Source organism: Streptomyces sp. NPDC006197, from assembly GCF_040613865.1.
Taxonomy (GTDB): Bacteria; Actinomycetota; Actinomycetes; order Streptomycetales; family Streptomycetaceae; genus Streptomyces.
This window is the reverse complement of the sequence record NZ_JBEXSZ010000109.1, coordinates 1-15722: the sequence shown is the minus strand read 5'-3', so window position 1 is coordinate 15722 and position 15722 is coordinate 1. Positions and strand designations below refer to the sequence as shown.

The window sequence follows — 15722 nt, the reverse complement described above, 5'->3', positions numbered from 1 at the left end:
ATTCGCTTGCTCACGGAAAACGCTCCTCGACTGACCAGGACCCCTGGTGTTCGAGGGATCCGCGCTTGCCGTAGACCTCGCTGCCTACGGCCTGGTCATCACCCGGGGCACCCCGCCACGGAAGGAGGGTTGCCGGACAGCAAGCCGGGGCCAAAACGCTGTCACTCGTGACCTGTAGAGCATCCTGCCACAGGAGCGCCGAAGCGCAAGACCCCGGTCCGCATGGTGGACCGGGGTCGTACGACGGACGGGTTACGGGTCACGCGTTGCTGGCGGCGACCCATCGCTCCAGGGACCGGAGGGCCGCGCCGGAGTCGATCGACTCGGCCGCCTTCGCGATGCCCGCGCCCAACTGCTCCGCCAGGGTGCCCGTGCCGGGCTCCAGGGCGGTGAGCGCCGCCGCCGCGTTGAGCAGCACCGCGTCCCGTACCGGCCCGGTCTCCCCCGCGAGCAGCCGGCGGGCCACGTCGGCGTTGTACGAGGGATCGCCTCCGCGCAGGGCCTCCAGGGGGACGAGCTCGATGCCGACGTCCCGCGGGTCGAAGCGCTCCTCGGTGACACCGCCGTCCCGGACCACCCAGACCCGCGAGGTGGCGGTGGTCGTCAGCTCGTCCAGGCCGTCGTCGCCGCGGAAGACCAGGGCGGAGTTGCCGCGCTCGGCGAGGACGCCGGCGACGATCGGCGCCATGCGCGGGTCGGCGACCCCGACGGCCTGGGCCTTCACCTTGGCCGGGTTGGTCAGCGGGCCCAGGACGTTGAAGGTGGTCCGGATGCCCAGCTGGCCGCGGGCCGCGGCGACGTGCCGCAGCGAGGGGTGGAACTTCACGGCGAAGCAGATGGTGATGCCGGCTTCCTCGGCGACCTCGGCGACCCGCCGCGGGGTGAGGTCGAGGTTGACGCCGAGCTTCTCCAGGACGTCGGAGGAGCCGGAGGCGGAGGAGGCGGCGCGGTTGCCGTGCTTGACGACCTTCGTGCCCGTGCCGGCGACGACGATGGACGCCATCGTGGAGATGTTGACGGTCTTGGCGCCGTCGCCGCCGGTGCCGACGATGTCGACGGCGGGGCCGGGCACCTCGATCGTGTTGGCGTGCGCGTACATGGTGCGGACGAGGCCGGTGATCTCCTGGACGGTCTCGCCCTTGGCCCGCAGCGCCACCAAAAATCCGGCGATCTGCGCGTCGGTCGCCTCGCCGTTCATGATCAGGTCCATCGCCCAGGCGGTGTCGTCGGCGGAGAGGTCCTCGCCGTCGAGCAGACCGTTCAGCAGGACGGGCCAGGAGCGGCCCGCCGACGTAGGTCCTCCAGCGGGGGTCGCAGCGCTCATGGCAGCTCCTGGTGATCACGTGACGGATACGGTCCCACCCTATCGACCTCCGGGGACGGCAAAGAGCCCCGTCCATCGAATGGACGGGGCTCTTGCCGTGGCGACCTCAGGTCAGGTGTTCAGGTGATCAGTGGTGGCCGTGGCCGCTCTGGATCTCCTTGTACTCCTCGACCGTGGGCTTGGCGATCTGGCTGTCCTCGCCGTAGTAGCCCTTGTTGAGCTTGACCCGGAGCTTCTCCATGCGGCCGATCTTGCGCTCCACGCCGTTCTCGTCGACGGCCGGCGGAAGCTCCGCGGCCTCGTACTGCTCGTGCGCCGTGAGGCGGTGCAGCTCGCCCTGGCTGAGCGGCTCGTGGACCTCGACGAACTCACCGTGCGGCAGGCGCTTGATGATGCCCGACTCGCGGCCGTGCAGCACCTTGTCCTTGTCACGGCGCTGGAGGCCGAGGCAGATCCGCTTGGTGGCGACGAACGCGATGACCGGACCGACGAAGAAGAAGATCCGCACGAACCAGGTGATCGAGTTCAGCGACAGGTGGAAGTGGGTCGCCCAGAGGTCGTTTCCACCACCCACGAGCATGATCATGTACGCGGTGATCCAGGCGACGCCGAAGGCGGTGCGCGTCGGAGCGTTGCGCGGGCGCTGTGCGATGTGGTGCTCGCGCTTGTCGCCGGTGATCCAGGACTCGATGAACGGGTAGACCGCGATGGCCGCGAGGACCGCCGGGAAGATCGCCAGCGGGATCATCACGCCGAGGACCAGCGTGTGGCCCCACAGGTTGATCTCCCAGCCCGGCATGACACGGATCAGACCCTCGGCGAAGCCCATGTACCAGTCGGGCTGGGCGCCGGTGGACACCTGGTCCGGACGGTACGGGCCGATGGCCCAGATCGGGTTGATCGAGGCGATCGCCGCGATGACCGCGATGACGCCGAAGACCAGGAAGAAGAAGCCTCCGGCCTTCGCCATGTACACGGGCAGCAGCGGCATGCCGACGACGTTGTTGTTCGTCCGGCCGGGGCCGGCGAACTGCGTGTGCTTGTGGACGAACACCAGGATGAGGTGGGCGACCACGAGGCCCAGCATGATGCCGGGGAGCAGCAGCACGTGCGCCGAGTAGAACCGGGCGACGAAGTCGCCGCCGGGGAACTCGCCGCCGAACAGGAACATCGACAGGTACGTGCCGAGGACCGGCACGGACAGGATCGCGCCCTGCATGAAGCGGACACCGGTGCCGGAGAGCAGGTCGTCCGGGAGCGAGTAACCGGTGAAGCCGGTGAACATGCCCAGGAAGAACAGCAGGAAGCCGAACAGCCAGTTGATCTCACGCGGCTTGCGGAACGCGCCGGTGAAGAACACGCGCATCATGTGCACGAACATGCCGGCGAGGAAGATCAGCGCCGCCCAGTGGTGGATCTGCCGGATCAGCAGGCCACCGCGCACCTCGAAGGAGATGTGCATGGTCGAGTTGAACGCCTCGGACATCAGCTGTCCCTGGAGCGGGACGTACGGTCCGACGTACTCCACCTCGTTCATCGACGGGTGGAAGAACATCGTCAGGTAGACGCCCGTCAGGATGATGATGAGGAAGCTGTAGAGGCAGACCTCGCCCAGCATGAAGGACCAGTGGTCCGGGAAGATCTTCCGCATGTTGGCCTTGGCCAGCGTGTAGATCCCCAGGCGACCGTCGGCCCAGTCCGCGACCCGCTCACCGGCGGGCGCCTTCTTCTGCGTGTTGGTCACGGTGCTCATCCGCGCTCCCAGAATGCCGGACCGACGGGCTCGTCGAAGTCGCCGAGCGCCTCGAGGAAGCCCTTGTCGTTCACGCCGATCCGCAGCTGCGGGAGGGGGTGACCGGCCGGGCCGAAGATGACGCGGGCGCCGTCGGAGAGGTCGAAGGTGGACTGGTGGCACGGGCAGAGCACGTGGTGCGTCTGCTGCTCGTACAGGGAGATCGGGCAGCCGACGTGGGTGCAGATCTTCGAGAACGCGACGATGCCCTGGTGCGACCACTCGAGCTCGCGCTTGTCCTTGATGTCCTCCGGCTGGATCCGGACGATCATCAGGGCGGCCTTGGCGATCTCGGTCTGGAAGTGCTCGTCGTGCTCCGTGAGGCCCTCGGGCATCGCGAAGGTCAGCGAGCCGACCGCGACGTCCTCGGGACGCAGCGGCTCGTGCGTGTTCATGTTGATGAGCTGGAGCCCCTTGGTCCACATGGTGGACCGGAGCTTCTTCTCGGGCAGCGGGCCCATGTCACGCAGCAGGACGATGCCGGAGAGCGGTACGAGCGACAGCGCGCCGAACATCGTGTTGCGGATGAGCTTGCGGCGGCCCATGCCCGACTCCGCGGCACCGGCCGCGAAGTCCGCCATGACCTTCGCCTTGACCTCGGGCGACGCCGCCATCGGGTGACGCTCGTCGGCGACCTCGACGTCGGACATCAGGGTGCGGGCCCAGTGGACCGCGCCCGCGCCGATGAAGAAGAGGGCGGCACCGAGGGTCAGACCCAGGGCGAAGTTGAGCGCGGACACCCGGCCGAAGGGCCAGATGAACACGATCTTGTCGACCGGGAAGATCACGTACGAGGCGATGAAGCCGACGGTGGCCAGCATCGACAGCGTGAACATGAAGGCGACCGCACGCTCGGACCGGCGGGCGGCCCGCTCGTCGATGTCCTGGATGCGGGGCTTGTGGGGCGGAAGGCCCGGGTCGGCGAACGGGTCGTCGGCGACCGTCACCGCGCCGTGCGCGGTGTCCTGCCCTGCCGGCAGGGTCTCTTCTGGAATCTCTTGGCTACTCATGACTTCTTGGCCTTAGCGGTGTGGGCCGCGACCCAGATGGCAACTGCGATCAGCGCGCCCAGACCGAAGATCCAGGCGAACAGGCCCTCGCTGACGGGGCCGAGGCCGCCGAGCTTGAGACCGCCCGGGCTGTCGGCCTTGTCGCTGTTGACGGCCTGGACGTACGCGATGATGTCCTTCTTCTCCTTCTCCGGCATGGTCGTGTCCGGGAAGGAGGGCATGTTCTGCGGGCCGGTCTGCATGGCCTCGTAGAGGTGCTTCGGGTCCACGCCCTCGAGGCTCGGGGCGTACTTGCCGTAGGTCAGCGCGCCACCCTCACCGGTGAAGTTGTGGCACTGGGCACAGTTGGTGCGGAACAGCTCGCCACCCTTGGCGATGTCGGCATCTGCGGCGTCGTACTGCCCCTTGGTCGGCTTGATCGGGCCGGCACCGAGGGAGGCGACGTACGCCGCGAGCTGATCGATCTCAGCCTGCGAGTAGATGACCTTCTTCCTCGGGACCTGGGCGCCCGGCTGCTGGGCCGGCATGCGGCCCGTGCCGACCTGGAAGTCCACGGCCGCCGAGCCCACGCCGACCAGGGACGGGCCGTCAGAGGTGCCCTGACCGCCGGTTCCGTGGCAGCTGGCGCAGCCGACGGAGTAGAGCTTCTTGCCCTCCTCGATGGCGAGGGACTGGGCGGTTTCATCGGCCTTCGCCGTGCCCGCGGGCGCGAACGCGGCGTACAGCCCCCCAGTGGCCGCCAGCGCGAGAAGTAGGACGACGACCGCCGCCAGCGGATGGCGTCGTCGTGCGGAGAGCTTTTTCACGGATTACCCCGGTGTCAGGATCTTCTGCGTCGATGCTTGCTGGATGTCTCGGTCCGCCGTGGAGGCGGAGCCGATTACTTGATCATGTAGATCGTGGCGAAGAGGCCGATCCAGACGACATCGACGAAGTGCCAGTAGTAGGACACGACGATGGCGGCGGTTGCCTGCTCGTGAGTGAACCTCTTGGCGGCGTACGTCCGGCCGAGGACCAGCAGGAAGGCGATGAGACCGCCCGTCACGTGCAGGCCGTGGAAGCCGGTGGTCAGGTAGAACACCGTGCCGTACGGGTCCGACGAGAGCGAGAGGCCCTCGTGCTTGACCAGCTCGGTGTACTCGAAGACCTGGCCGCCGATGAAGATCGCACCCATCACGAACGTGATGATGAACCACGTCCGGAGCTTCTTCACATCGCCCCGCTCCGCGGCGAAGACGCCGAGCTGGCAGGTGAGGGAGGAGAGCACCAGGATCGTGGTGTTGGTCGCCGAGAACGGGAAGTTCAAGGCCGAGGACTTTTCTGCCCAGAAGTCGGGACCCGTCACCGATCGCAGGGTGAAGTACATCGCGAAGAGGGCCGCGAAGAACATCAGCTCGGAGCTCAACCAGATGATGGTTCCGACGCTGGTGAGGTTCGGTCGATTGACCGACGGGTGCGCGTGCCCTGTTTCTACTGTCGTTACTGTCGCCACGACCGACATTATGTCGGTCGCTTATCCCGCCCTCACTCCGGGGGGTGCCGTTCGGAGTGTCAGAGGGGTGTGTCCAGCCCGAACGGCCCAGCGCCGGGGCCCCGGAGCACCGTTCGAACAGGTGTTGAACGGGTGTTGACGGGGTATGGACCGGAGTAGCATCCGGCGCATCGATCGACGACCTTCCCACGGACTTCCCCACGGAGGAACGATGCAGTCGAGTGCCACGGTCCTGGTCTACAGCGACGACGCGAACACCCGTGCGCAGGTGCGGCTCGCGGCCGGACGCAGGCCCGCGACCGACGTTCCCCCGGTCGAGTTCGTGGAGTGCGCGACGCTGCCCGCGGTGCTGAAGCGCCTGGAGGAGGGCGGGATCGACGTGTGCGTGCTCGACGGCGAGGCGGTGCCCGCCGGAGGCATGGGGGTCTGCCGGCAGATCAAGGACGAGGTCTTCCGCTGCCCGCCGGTGCTGCTGCTGATCGGCCGCCCGCAGGACGCCTGGCTGGCCACCTGGAGCCGCGCGGACGCCGCGGTCACCCTTCCGGTGGAACCGGTCGAGTTCGCGGCGTCCCTGGCGGCCCTGCTGCGCTCGCGCCTGTCGCTCGACGCCTGAGCCGGTCGGGCCCCGGTTCAGATCGAGGGCCTCAGCCGGGCCTTCTCCGTGGAGGCCACCGGGTTTCCGGCGGCCTCCACCAGGGCGCTGCCCCGGCGCCACTCGTCCCACTCCATGTTCCAGTCGCCGAAGCCGTTGCCGAAGGTGTCCATCGTGTCGCCGATGCTGTTGACGACGCGAACGATGTCGCCGGGGCGGACGGTCTTGTAGAACCAGGCCGCGTTGTCGGTCGACATGCCGACACAGCCGTGGCTGACGTTCTCGACGCCCTGGGAGCCGACGGACCAGGGTGCAGCGTGCACGTACTCGCCGCTCCAGGTGACCCGGGTGGCGTAGTACACGGGCAGGTCGTACGAGTCGGAGCTGCCCTCCGCGATGCCGACGGTGGTGCTCCGCATCCGGACGAAGTACTCCTTGCCGAGCACCACCTTGATCCCGTTGCGGGTGGAGAAGCCCGGTTTCCCGGTGGTCACCGGCATGGTGTTGATCACTTCTCCGTTGCGCTTCACCGTCATCCGGTGCGCGCCGGCGTCCGCGACCGCCTCGATCCGGTCGCCGATGGTGAGCTTCAGCGGCTTGGACGCGCCGCCGTAGAGCTTGTCGCCGACCTTGAGGCCGTCCAGGTTCCCGGTGACCGTGACGTGTGCCCCGGCCGGCCAGTACTCCTTCGGGCGGAAGTGCAGCTTCTTGTCGTCCACCCAGTACCAGGCGCCCTCGACGGCGGGCGTGGAGCGGACCTTGAGGGCCCGCTCGACGACCGCGCGGGCCGACCGGTCCTTGACCGGAAGGCTGAGCTCCGCCGTGATGGGCTGCCCGACGCCGTACGTGCCCGCCTCCGGCCCGAAGGTCGCGGTCAGAGCCCGTTTGGCCGGGGCCGTCTCGAAAGTGAACGTACGGGCGCCTGGAGCGCCGTCCTCGTCCTCGGTGGCCACCTGCACCGTGTAGCGGGCGCCGGCCGCCAGGGCCGCCGTGGAGCGCCAGCGCTGTCCGTCCGCGGTGAGCTCGCCGGCGAGGTGGTGTCCTGAGGCGTCGGTGGCCGTGACGTCGGTGATCCGGCCCTCGCCGCCCTTGGTGGTGATCTCCAGGGGCTTCTCCGGGTCCGCCTTGGCGCCGTCGGCGGGTGCGCTGACCGTGAGCTGGTCCGCCGCGTCGTAGGCCTTCTCCGACAGCGGGTGACCGTCGGAGCCCGAGCACGCGGAGGCGCCCGCGGTGACGGTGACGGCCAGAAGAGTGCAGCTCAGAACAGTCCTTATGCGCGGCGTGTCGTTCATGACCTCACGCTAAATACGATCCTCGCGACCGGCGCGCCGAGTGCTGCAAAAGAGGGGCCCGGACGCTTCGGTGACGAAGTGTCCGGGCCCCTCGGTGTGCTCCGGTGCGGAGCGGGGTACCGCTACTGGTTCTGGTTCTCGCCGCGGTAGAACTCGAAGACCCAGCCGAACAGGCCGACGAGGATCAGCGGGGCGGAGAAGTACAGCAGCCACCAGCCCATCGCGATGGCGAGGAAGGCGAGCGCACCGCCGATGGCCAGCGAGAGCGGCTGCCAGCTGTGGGGGGCGAAGAAGCCCACCTCACCGGCCTCGTCCGCGACGTCGGCCTCCTTGTCGTCCTGCGCCATCGCGTCGACACGCTTGGCCGTGAAGGCCAGGTAGTAGCCGATCATGATGGCCAGGCCGAAGGCCAGGAAGAGCGCCGTCGTGCCGACCGGCTCCTTGGACCAGACGCCGTAGAGGATCGCCATGGCAAGGATGAAGACGCTCAGCCAGATGAACATCTTGCCCTGGATCTTCACTTGCCGGCCTCCTTGCTGCCCGTGAGGGCCGCGGCCTCGTGCGGCTTGTTCTCGAGCTGGTCGAGAGCGGCGATCTCAGGGTGGTGCAGGTCGAACGCCGGGGATTCCGAACGGATCCGCGGCAGGGTGAGGAAGTTGTGCCGCGGCGGCGGGCAGGAGGTCGCCCACTCGAGCGAACGGCCGTAGCCCCACGGGTCGTCGACCTCGATCTTCTTGCCGTACTTGGCGGTCTTCCAGATGTTGTAGAAGAACGGCAGGATCGACAGGCCGAGCAGGAACGAGGAGATCGTCGAGATCGTGTTCAGCGTGGTGAAGCCGTCGGCGTCCAGGTAGTCCGCGTAACGACGCGGCATGCCCTCGGCGCCGAGCCAGTGCTGCACCAGGAAGGTGCCGTGGAAGCCGATGAACAGCGTCCAGAACGTGATCTTGCCGAGGCGCTCGTCGAGCATCTTGCCGGTGAACTTCGGCCACCAGAAGTGGAAGCCGGAGAACATCGCGAAGACGACGGTGCCGAAGACGACGTAGTGGAAGTGCGCGACCACGAAGTACGAGTCGGAGATGTGGAAGTCCATCGGGGGCGAGGCCAGGATGACGCCGGTCAGACCACCGAAGGTGAAGGTGATCAGGAAGCCGACGGCCCAGAGCATCGGGGTCTCGAAGGACAGCGAGCCCTTCCACATCGTTCCGATCCAGTTGAAGAACTTCACGCCGGTCGGAACGGCGATGAGGAACGTCATGAAGGAGAAGAACGGGAGGAGCACGCCACCGGTGACGTACATGTGGTGCGCCCACACGGTCACGGACAGACCGGCGATCGCGATGGTCGCGGCGATCAGACCGATGTAGCCGAACATCGGCTTGCGGCTGAAGACCGGGATGACCTCGGAGATGATGCCGAAGAACGGCAGGGCGATGATGTACACCTCTGGGTGTCCGAAGAACCAGAAGAGGTGCTGCCAGAGCAAGGCTCCGCCGTTGGCCGCGTCGAAGACGTGGGCACCGAACTTGCGGTCCGCCTCCAGGGCGAACAGCGCGGCCGCCAGGACCGGGAAGGCGAGCAGGACCAGGACACCGGTCAGCAGCACGTTCCAGGTGAAGATCGGCATGCGGAACATCGTCATGCCCGGAGCGCGCATGCAGATGATCGTGGTGATGAAGTTGACCGAACCGAGGATCGTGCCGAAGCCGGAGAAGGCCAGACCCATGATCCACATGTCGGCGCCGACACCCGGCGAGCGGACGGCGTCCGACAGCGGGGAGTAGGCGAACCAGCCGAAGTCGGCCGCACCCTGCGGGGTGAGGAAGCCGGCCACCGCGATGATCGAGCCGAAGAGGTACAGCCAGTAGGCGAACATGTTCAGCCGCGGGAACGCCACGTCGGGCGCGCCGATCTGCAGCGGCATGATCCAGTTCGCGAAGCCGGCGAACAGCGGCGTCGCGAACATCAGCAGCATGATCGTGCCGTGCATCGTGAACGCCTGGTTGAACTGCTCGTTCGACATGATCTGCGTGCCGGGGCGAGCGAGCTCGGCGCGCATGAAGAGCGCCATGAGTCCGCCGATGCAGAAGAAGGCGAACGACGTGACCAGGTACATCGTGCCGATGGTCTTGTGGTCGGTGGTGGTGAGCCACTTGATGACCACGTTGCCGGGCTGCTTGCGCCGTACGGGCAGCTCGTTCTCGTACGAGTCCTCAGCTGCGGCGGCACCCTGGGTTTCGTTGGGGATGCTCACAGTTGGTTCTTCTCCGCATTCCTGGCCGGGTCCGTCTGCTCGATGCCGGACGGGATGTAGCCGGTCTGCCCCTTCTCGGCCAGCTCCTTCAGGTGCTGCCGGTAGCGCTCCGGGGAGACCACCTTGACGTTGAAGAGCATCCGGGAGTGGTCGACACCGCACAGCTCGGCACACTTGCCGAGGAAGGTGCCTTCCCGCGTCGGGGTCACCTCGAAGGAGTTGGTGTGACCCGGGATGACGTCCTGCTTCATGAGGAAGGGGACCACCCAGAAGGAGTGGATGACGTCACGGGAGGACAGGACGAACCTGACCTTCTCGCCCTTCGGCAGCCACAGGGTCGGGCCCGGGTTGCCGGTCTGCGGGTTCCGGTCGCCCGGGATGCCCGCGTCGTAGACGCCGCCGGCGTTCTCCGGGAAGTCCGCGATGAACTTGTCCGGGAGCGTGGCGAGGTTCTTGTCCGTCTTGGCGTCGCCCTTCACACCGGGCACGTTCTCGACGTAGTTGAAGCCCCAGCTCCACTGGTAGCCGACCACGTTGACCGTGTGAGCCGGCTTCGGGGTGAGCTCGAGGAGCTTCGACTCGTCGCGCGCGGTGAAGTAGAAGAGCACCGAGACGATGATGAGCGGGGTGACCGTGTACAGCGCCTCGATGGGCATGTTGTAACGGGTCTGCGGAGGTACCTCGACCTTGGTCCGGCTGCGCCGGTGGAAGATGGTGGCCCAGAGGATCAGGCCCCACACCAGGATGCCCGTGATCAGGGCGGCGGCCCAGGAGCCCTGCCACAGGGAGAGGATCCGAGGCGCCTCTTCCGTGACGGGGGTGGGCATGCCAAGGCGGGGGAAGTCTTCCCAGTTGTACGAGCAGCCGGTGGCTGTCGCCAGGATCAGGCCCGCAGTCAGCACCTGCGGCAGCTTCCGCCGCATCGGGCGCCGCGACGAGCGGTCGGAGCCGTTGGGACTCACGTAGCGCCTTCCCGAGAGTCTCGGCCCGCAGTGGTCGGCCACGGCCGTCCGTCTCGCTGGTCGGTCGCCGCCCCGGCCGCGGGCAGGGGTTTGGATGTTTATGCGGACCAAACCCTACTGGACGCTATTTGGGGTCGCGCGGGGAGGGTGCCCAACGCGCCGTCCGAGCCCCCGAAGGGGTGGACTCCGGGGTTCCGGGGTGCGCCCGGAGACGGCCGTTCGGCGGGCTGCCGGGGTGGTGGGGCGGGGTTTTGACGGGGGCTCATCGGGGTGGAGCGGGGGCGCCCGGCACGGGCGGGAGACCGGGCGGGGGCGGCTGGCGCGGGCGGGGGGGGACAGGGCGGGGGCGGCTGGGGCGGGCGGGCGTGGCTGGTGCGGGCGGGGATGGGGCGGCTGGTGCGGGCGGGGGGGGACAGGGCGGGGGTGGCTGGGGCGGGCGGGCGTGGCTGGTGCGGACGAGGGGATGGAGCGGGGGGCGGCTGGTGCGGGCGGGGGCGTTCGCGCACGGGTCGACGAGGGGCGGTCGGCCTCAGGCTCTACCGTGGGCGGATGCCGTACTTCGACGCCGCGTCCGCCGCTCCGCTGCACCCCGTCGCCCGTCAGGCGCTGCTCGCCTCCCTCGACGAGGGCTGGGCCGACCCCGCCCGGCTGTACCGGGAGGGGCGACGCGCCCGGCTGCTGCTCGACGCGGCCCGGGAGGCCGCCGCGGAGGCCGTGGGGTGCCGTCCGGACGAGCTCGTGTTCACTCCTTCGGGGACACGCGCGGTTCACGCCGGGATCTCCGGCGCGCTCGCGGGACGTCGGCGTGTCGGAGACCGGCTCGTCGTCTCTGCGGTCGAACACTCCTCCGTCCTGCACGCGGGCGAGACGCACACGGCGGCGGGCGGCACGGTGACCGAGGTGCCGGTGGGCCGGTCGGGGGCGGTGGACGCGGACGCCTTCGCCGCCGCGCTCGTCCCCGGCACGGCCCTGGCGTGCCTCCAGTCGGCCAACCACGAGGTGGGGACCGAGCAGCCGGTGACCGAGGTCGCCGAGGCCTGCCGGGCGGCGGACGTGCCGCTGCTCGTGGACGCGGCCCAGTCGCTCGGCTGGGGCCCGGTGGACGGCGGCTGGTCGCTGCTCACGGCGAGCGCGCACAAGTGGGGCGGGCCCGCGGGGGTCGGGCTGCTCGCCGTACGGAAGGGGGTCAGGTTCGCGCCGCAAGGGCCCTCCGACGAGCGGGAGTCGGGCCGGGCGCCGGGCTTCGAGAACCTGCCGGCGATCGTGGCGGCGGCGGCCTCGCTGCGGGCGGTCCGGGCGGAGGCGGCCGCCGAAGGGGCGCGGCTGCGGGCCCTGGTGGACCGGATCCGGGCGCGGGTGCCCCTGCTGGTGCCGGACGTGGAGGTGGTGGGCGACGCGGTGCGCCGGCTCCCCCACCTCGTCACCTTCTCCTGTCTGTACGTCGACGGGGAGACGCTCCTGCACGAGCTGGACCGGGAGGGTTTCTCCGTTTCGTCCGGTTCGTCGTGCACGAGTTCGACGCTGACGCCCAGCCACGTGCTGCGCGCGATGGGGGTCCTGAGCGAGGGGAACGTCCGGGTGTCGCTGCCCGCGGGGACCTCGGAGGAGGACGTGGACCGCTTCCTGGCCGTCCTGCCGGGTGTGGTGGCGGGGGTACGGGAACGGCTCGGGGCCCCCGCCTCCGCCCCGTCGACCCCGTCGCCCTCGGGTTCGCTCGTCGTGGACTCCCTGGGCAAGCGGTGCCCCATCCCGGTCATCGAACTCGCGAAGGTGATCGGCGACGTGCCGGTGGGCGGGACGGTGACGGTGCTCTCGGACGACGAGGCGGCCCGGCTGGACATTCCGGCGTGGTGCGAGATGCGGGGGCAGGAGTACGTGGGGGAGTCGCCGGGGGCGGGGGGCGGGACGGCGTACGTGGTCCGGCGGGTCTCGTAGTCGCCGCCCGTCGCCGCCCCGCCCGGTGCGGGGCGGTCAGAGGAGGTGGGACTGGACCTCCGTGGCCGCCTCTTCGCCGTACGCCTTCGTGAAGCGCTCCATGAAGTTGGCGCGGCGGAGGGTGTACTCCTGCGTGCCCAGCGTCTCGATGACCAGCGTCGCGAGCATGCAGCCGACCTGCGCGGCGCGCTCCAGGCCCACGCCCCAGGCCAGGCCCGTGAGGAAGCCCGCGCGGAAGGCGTCGCCGACGCCGGTGGGGTCGACCTTGGCCGTCTCCTCGGGGCAGCCGACCTCGATGGGGGTCTCGCCGACCCGCTCGATGCGCACGCCGCGCGAGCCGAGCGTGGTGACGCGGTGGCCGACGCGGGAGAGGATCTCCGCCTCGGTCCAGCCGGTCTTGGACTCGATGAGGCCCTTCTCGTACTCGTTGGAGAAGAGGTAGGTGGCGCCGTCGAGGAGGGTGCGGATCTCCTCGCCGTCCATGCGGGCGATCTGCTGCGAGAAGTCGGCGGCGAAGGGGATGGACCGGGTCCGGCACTCCTCCGTGTGGCGGAGCATCGCCTCGGGGTCGTCGGCGCCGATGAGGACCAGGTCGAGGCCGCCCACACGGTCGGCAACGGCCTTGAGCTCGATCAGCCGGGCCTCGCTCATCGCGCCGGTGTAGAAGGAGCCGATCTGGTTGTGGTCCTTGTCGGTGGTGCAGACGAAGCGGGCGGTGTGCAGGACCTCGGAGATGCGCACCGAGCCGGTGTCGACGCCGTGCCGGTCGAGCCAGGCGCGGTACTCGTCGAAGTCGAAGCCGGCCGCGCCGACGAGGACGGGTCGGCTGCCGAGCTGGCCCATGCCGAAGCAGATGTTGGCGGCGACGCCTCCCCGGCGGACGTCCAGGTTGTCGACGAGGAAGGAGAGGGACACCGTGTGGAGCTGGTCGGCCACGAGCTGGTCGGCGAACCGGCCGGGGAAGGTCATGAGGTGGTCGGTGGCGATGGAGCCGGTGACTGCGATACGCACGGCGGGGTGCTCCTGCGGAATTCAACGGGGCGCGCGAAGCGCTCGAATGAAGGGTGGTGGTGGGTGACGGGCGGGCGACAGTTCACGCTACCGGGTGGGAGGCGTCCTGCCGAACAGTGGAAACTACCCCAGAGTAGGCCTTTTCCCCGGAGCGGTCCGGTGCATACGGTGCGCCCATGACCACGTACCCCGCTCCTCGTGAGCGCAACGAGTCCGAGTTCAGCCTCGCCCAGCTGCGCGGGGACGGCGCCCGTATGGCCCCCCACTGGGTGGCTCCGGCCGACCCGGACCCCGTCCGGGTCTCCCCCGCGTCGATCCACGGAGTCGTCGTTCCGGCGGCCTCGGCCCGGCTGATCGACGCCACCGTCGAGTACGGCGGCTGACGGACGGGAACCGTCCGCGCCTCCGCTCCGTCCCATCGGCGTCCGGTCGAGACGAGGGAGCGTTGCGGTGAGCGGTACGGAGAACGTGCGGAGGCGACGGAACGTCCTGGCCGCCTCGGTGGCGGCGGGTGTCCTGCTCGCCGGGGGCGGTGGCGTCTATCTGGCGGCCACGGCGTCCGGCGAGGCCACGCCGGCCGGGGCGGCCGGGAAGGCCGCCGACGCGGCCGGGGCGCCGCCACCCCTGGCCGTGGAGGCCGGTGGCGGCAGTACGGGGGGCGGTCCCGGGATCGCTCCCGGTGAGCCGGACCCGAGCGGCGGCGCGCACGGGACGGTCTACAAAGCCAAGGGCCCACTCCCCCAAGGGCCCTCCTCGGCCGCGGTCCACCGGCCCGAGGGCCTGGTCACCTCGGCGGAGGTGACCAGGCTGGCCGAGGCGCTCGGGATCGAGGGCCGGCCCGTGCTGGTCGGGGACGTCTGGACGATCCGGCCGGAGAAGGACGGTCAGGGTCCGCGCCTGGACGTGGCGAAGGCGGCCCCCGGGAACTGGACGTACTCCTGGTACGACGGCGGCCCGGTCGGCGACAGCTGCCTCAAGGGGACGGCGTGCCCGCCGCCGGGTGAGGTGAAGCCCCCGACCTCGGGCCGTACGCCGGTGAGCCAGGCGGCGGCGAAGGCGGCGGCCGCCCCCGTCCTGAAGGCGCTGGGCCAGGACGACGCGAAGGTGACGGCGACCCAGGTGATGGACGGTTCGGTGCGGGTGGTCAACGCCGATCCGGTGGTGGACGGGCTGCCGACCTACGGCTGGTCGACGGGGCTGCACATCGGTCCGGACGGCCGGGCGGTCGCCGGGAGCGGGACGCTGAAGGAGCCGGTGAAGGGCGCCACCTATCCGGTGATCGGGGCGGCGAAGGCGCTCGCGGAGCTGAACGAGGACGCGAAGGGCACCGGTCCGGTCGGCATCGGCGGCTGCGCGACGGACCCGCCGGCCGGCGTCGAGGGGAGCGGCGGGGGCGGCCCGGCGCCGGTCGACGGGAGCGGGAAGGCCGACCCGGCCGCGCCCTGCCGGTCGACCGCGGACACGGCTCCGCCGACCGAGGTCCCGGTGACGGGCGCGGTCTTCGGTCTGGCCGCGCAGGACGTGGCGGGCGAGCGGCTGCTCGTACCGACGTGGCTGTTCACGGCGGACCCGGTGGACGCGGCGCCGTACACGGTGACGGAGACGGCGGTGGCCCCGGAGCATCTGGCGCCGCCGGTGAAGCCCTCGCCGGACGAGGGCACGGCGCCGGCCCGGCGGATCGAGTCGTACCGGACGGCGGAGGACGGCCGGAAGCTGTCGGTCACCTTCTGGGGCGGGGTGTGCAGCACGTACACCGCGAAGGCGGTGGAGTCGCCGGCGAAGGTGGCCGTGCGGATCGACGAGAAGTCCGACCCCGGGCGGGCGTGCATCGCGATCGCCAAGGAGATCACGCTGACGGTGGACCTCCAGAGCCCGCTGGGCGGGCGGCCGGTGGTCGACGCGGCGAGCGGGGAGCCGGTGCCGCGGCGCTGACGGCCCCGGGCACGAGCGGGGCCGGTGGCCCCCGGGGAAACGAGTGAGGGCGGCGGCCCCGGGAAGTCCCGGGCCCGTAGATCTCGATCCTGTCGGTGGGGGGGCGGATCCGCGGCGCGCCGCCCC

14 protein-coding genes and 1 riboswitch are annotated in these 15722 nt (G+C 69.9%); of the genes, 4 read left to right on the top strand and 10 right to left on the bottom strand.

The genetic code is table 11. From position 1 onward, the window contains the following. Nucleotides 1-56: 56 nt before the first annotated feature. A riboswitch (SAM riboswitch) is annotated at nucleotides 57-173 on the bottom strand. Nucleotides 174-259: 86 nt separating this feature from the next. The 5 genes from trpD to ABZ318_RS28135 all read right to left on the bottom strand — a co-directional run bounded on the left by trpD (nucleotide 260) and on the right by ABZ318_RS28135 (nucleotide 5627). Further along, nucleotides 260-1324, bottom strand: a complete 1065-nt coding sequence (gene trpD, locus ABZ318_RS28155) for an anthranilate phosphoribosyltransferase (RefSeq protein WP_356905271.1) — start codon at nucleotides 1322-1324, stop codon at nucleotides 260-262. A gap of 127 nt (nucleotides 1325-1451) precedes the next feature. Then, complete coding sequence (locus ABZ318_RS28150) at nucleotides 1452-3077, bottom strand: cytochrome bc complex cytochrome b subunit (protein WP_356905270.1); 1626 nt, start codon at nucleotides 3075-3077, stop codon at nucleotides 1452-1454. Then, nucleotides 3074-4126 (bottom strand): Rieske 2Fe-2S domain-containing protein, encoded by a 1053-nt coding sequence (locus tag ABZ318_RS28145; protein ID WP_356905269.1) that lies wholly within the window; start codon nucleotides 4124-4126, stop codon nucleotides 3074-3076. Before ABZ318_RS28145 ends, ABZ318_RS28150 begins: the two co-directional genes overlap by 4 nt. Then, nucleotides 4123-4932 carry a c-type cytochrome gene (locus tag ABZ318_RS28140; RefSeq protein ID WP_356905268.1) on the bottom strand — a complete coding sequence of 270 codons (810 nt, stop codon included), beginning with the start codon at nucleotides 4930-4932 and terminating at the stop codon, nucleotides 4123-4125. The genes ABZ318_RS28145 and ABZ318_RS28140 overlap by 4 nt, the downstream gene beginning before the upstream one ends. A gap of 74 nt (nucleotides 4933-5006) precedes the next feature. Beyond that, on the bottom strand, nucleotides 5007-5627 hold the full coding sequence (locus ABZ318_RS28135; protein WP_356905267.1) for a heme-copper oxidase subunit III: 621 nt from the start codon (nucleotides 5625-5627) through the stop codon (nucleotides 5007-5009). Nucleotides 5628-5829: 202 nt separating this feature from the next. On the opposite strand from ABZ318_RS28135, the gene ABZ318_RS28130 reads away from it, so the two are divergent. Next, on the top strand, nucleotides 5830-6231 hold the full coding sequence (locus ABZ318_RS28130) for a hypothetical protein (RefSeq protein ID WP_356905266.1): 402 nt from the start codon (nucleotides 5830-5832) through the stop codon (nucleotides 6229-6231). Nucleotides 6232-6248: 17 nt separating this feature from the next. Here ABZ318_RS28130 and ABZ318_RS28125 read toward each other — a convergent pair whose 3' ends face one another. The 4 genes from ABZ318_RS28125 to coxB form a co-directional block, all read right to left on the bottom strand. Next, entirely contained in the window at nucleotides 6249-7502 is a 1254-nt protein-coding gene (locus ABZ318_RS28125) for an Ig-like domain-containing protein (RefSeq protein WP_356905265.1), read from the bottom strand. A gap of 122 nt (nucleotides 7503-7624) precedes the next feature. Beyond that, nucleotides 7625-8023: a cytochrome c oxidase subunit 4 gene (locus tag ABZ318_RS28120; RefSeq protein WP_041128840.1), complete on the bottom strand. Its 399-nt coding sequence runs from the start codon at nucleotides 8021-8023 to the stop codon at nucleotides 7625-7627. Further along, the gene (gene ctaD, locus ABZ318_RS28115) at nucleotides 8020-9756 is read right to left on the bottom strand and encodes a cytochrome c oxidase subunit I (protein WP_356905264.1); all 1737 of its coding nucleotides are present in this window, start codon (nucleotides 9754-9756) and stop codon (nucleotides 8020-8022) included. The genes ABZ318_RS28120 and ctaD overlap by 4 nt, the downstream gene beginning before the upstream one ends. After that, nucleotides 9753-10718, bottom strand: a complete 966-nt coding sequence (gene coxB / locus ABZ318_RS28110) for a cytochrome c oxidase subunit II (protein WP_356905263.1) — start codon at nucleotides 10716-10718, stop codon at nucleotides 9753-9755. Before coxB ends, ctaD begins: the two co-directional genes overlap by 4 nt. A gap of 549 nt (nucleotides 10719-11267) precedes the next feature. Here coxB and ABZ318_RS28105 point away from each other — a divergent pair. Then, complete coding sequence (locus ABZ318_RS28105; protein WP_356905262.1) at nucleotides 11268-12653, top strand: aminotransferase class V-fold PLP-dependent enzyme; 1386 nt, start codon at nucleotides 11268-11270, stop codon at nucleotides 12651-12653. A 36-nt stretch (nucleotides 12654-12689) separates the two neighbouring features. On the opposite strand, the gene ABZ318_RS28100 is transcribed toward ABZ318_RS28105, so the two are convergent. Beyond that, the gene (locus ABZ318_RS28100) at nucleotides 12690-13664 is read right to left on the bottom strand and encodes a carbohydrate kinase family protein (protein ID WP_356905261.1); all 975 of its coding nucleotides are present in this window, start codon (nucleotides 13662-13664) and stop codon (nucleotides 12690-12692) included. A 176-nt stretch (nucleotides 13665-13840) separates the two neighbouring features. On the opposite strand from ABZ318_RS28100, the gene ABZ318_RS28095 reads away from it, so the two are divergent. Both ABZ318_RS28095 and ABZ318_RS28090 read left to right on the top strand, forming a co-directional pair. Beyond that, nucleotides 13841-14047: a hypothetical protein gene (locus tag ABZ318_RS28095; RefSeq protein WP_356905260.1), complete on the top strand. Its 207-nt coding sequence runs from the start codon at nucleotides 13841-13843 to the stop codon at nucleotides 14045-14047. Nucleotides 14048-14114: 67 nt separating this feature from the next. Next, on the top strand, nucleotides 14115-15596 hold the full coding sequence (locus ABZ318_RS28090; RefSeq protein WP_356905259.1) for a hypothetical protein: 1482 nt from the start codon (nucleotides 14115-14117) through the stop codon (nucleotides 15594-15596). The last annotated feature ends 126 nt before the right edge of the window (nucleotides 15597-15722 follow it).

Bases quoted from the DNA above. Each gene is read 5' to 3' on its own strand.
- trpD (WP_356905271.1), bottom strand. From the start codon at position 1,324: ATGAGCGCTGCGACCCCCGCTGGAGGACCTACGTCGGCGGGCCGCTCC.
- ABZ318_RS28150 (WP_356905270.1), bottom strand. From the start codon at position 3,077: ATGAGCACCGTGACCAACACGCAGAAGAAGGCGCCCGCCGGTGAGCGG.
- ABZ318_RS28145 (WP_356905269.1), bottom strand. From the start codon at position 4,126: ATGAGTAGCCAAGAGATTCCAGAAGAGACCCTGCCGGCAGGGCAGGAC.
- ABZ318_RS28135 (WP_356905267.1), bottom strand. From the start codon at position 5,627: ATGTCGGTCGTGGCGACAGTAACGACAGTAGAAACAGGGCACGCGCAC.
- ABZ318_RS28130 (WP_356905266.1), top strand. From the start codon at position 5,830: ATGCAGTCGAGTGCCACGGTCCTGGTCTACAGCGACGACGCGAACACC.
- ABZ318_RS28125 (WP_356905265.1), bottom strand. From the start codon at position 7,502: ATGAACGACACGCCGCGCATAAGGACTGTTCTGAGCTGCACTCTTCTG.
- ABZ318_RS28105 (WP_356905262.1), top strand. From the start codon at position 11,268: ATGCCGTACTTCGACGCCGCGTCCGCCGCTCCGCTGCACCCCGTCGCC.
- ABZ318_RS28095 (WP_356905260.1), top strand. From the start codon at position 13,841: ATGACCACGTACCCCGCTCCTCGTGAGCGCAACGAGTCCGAGTTCAGC.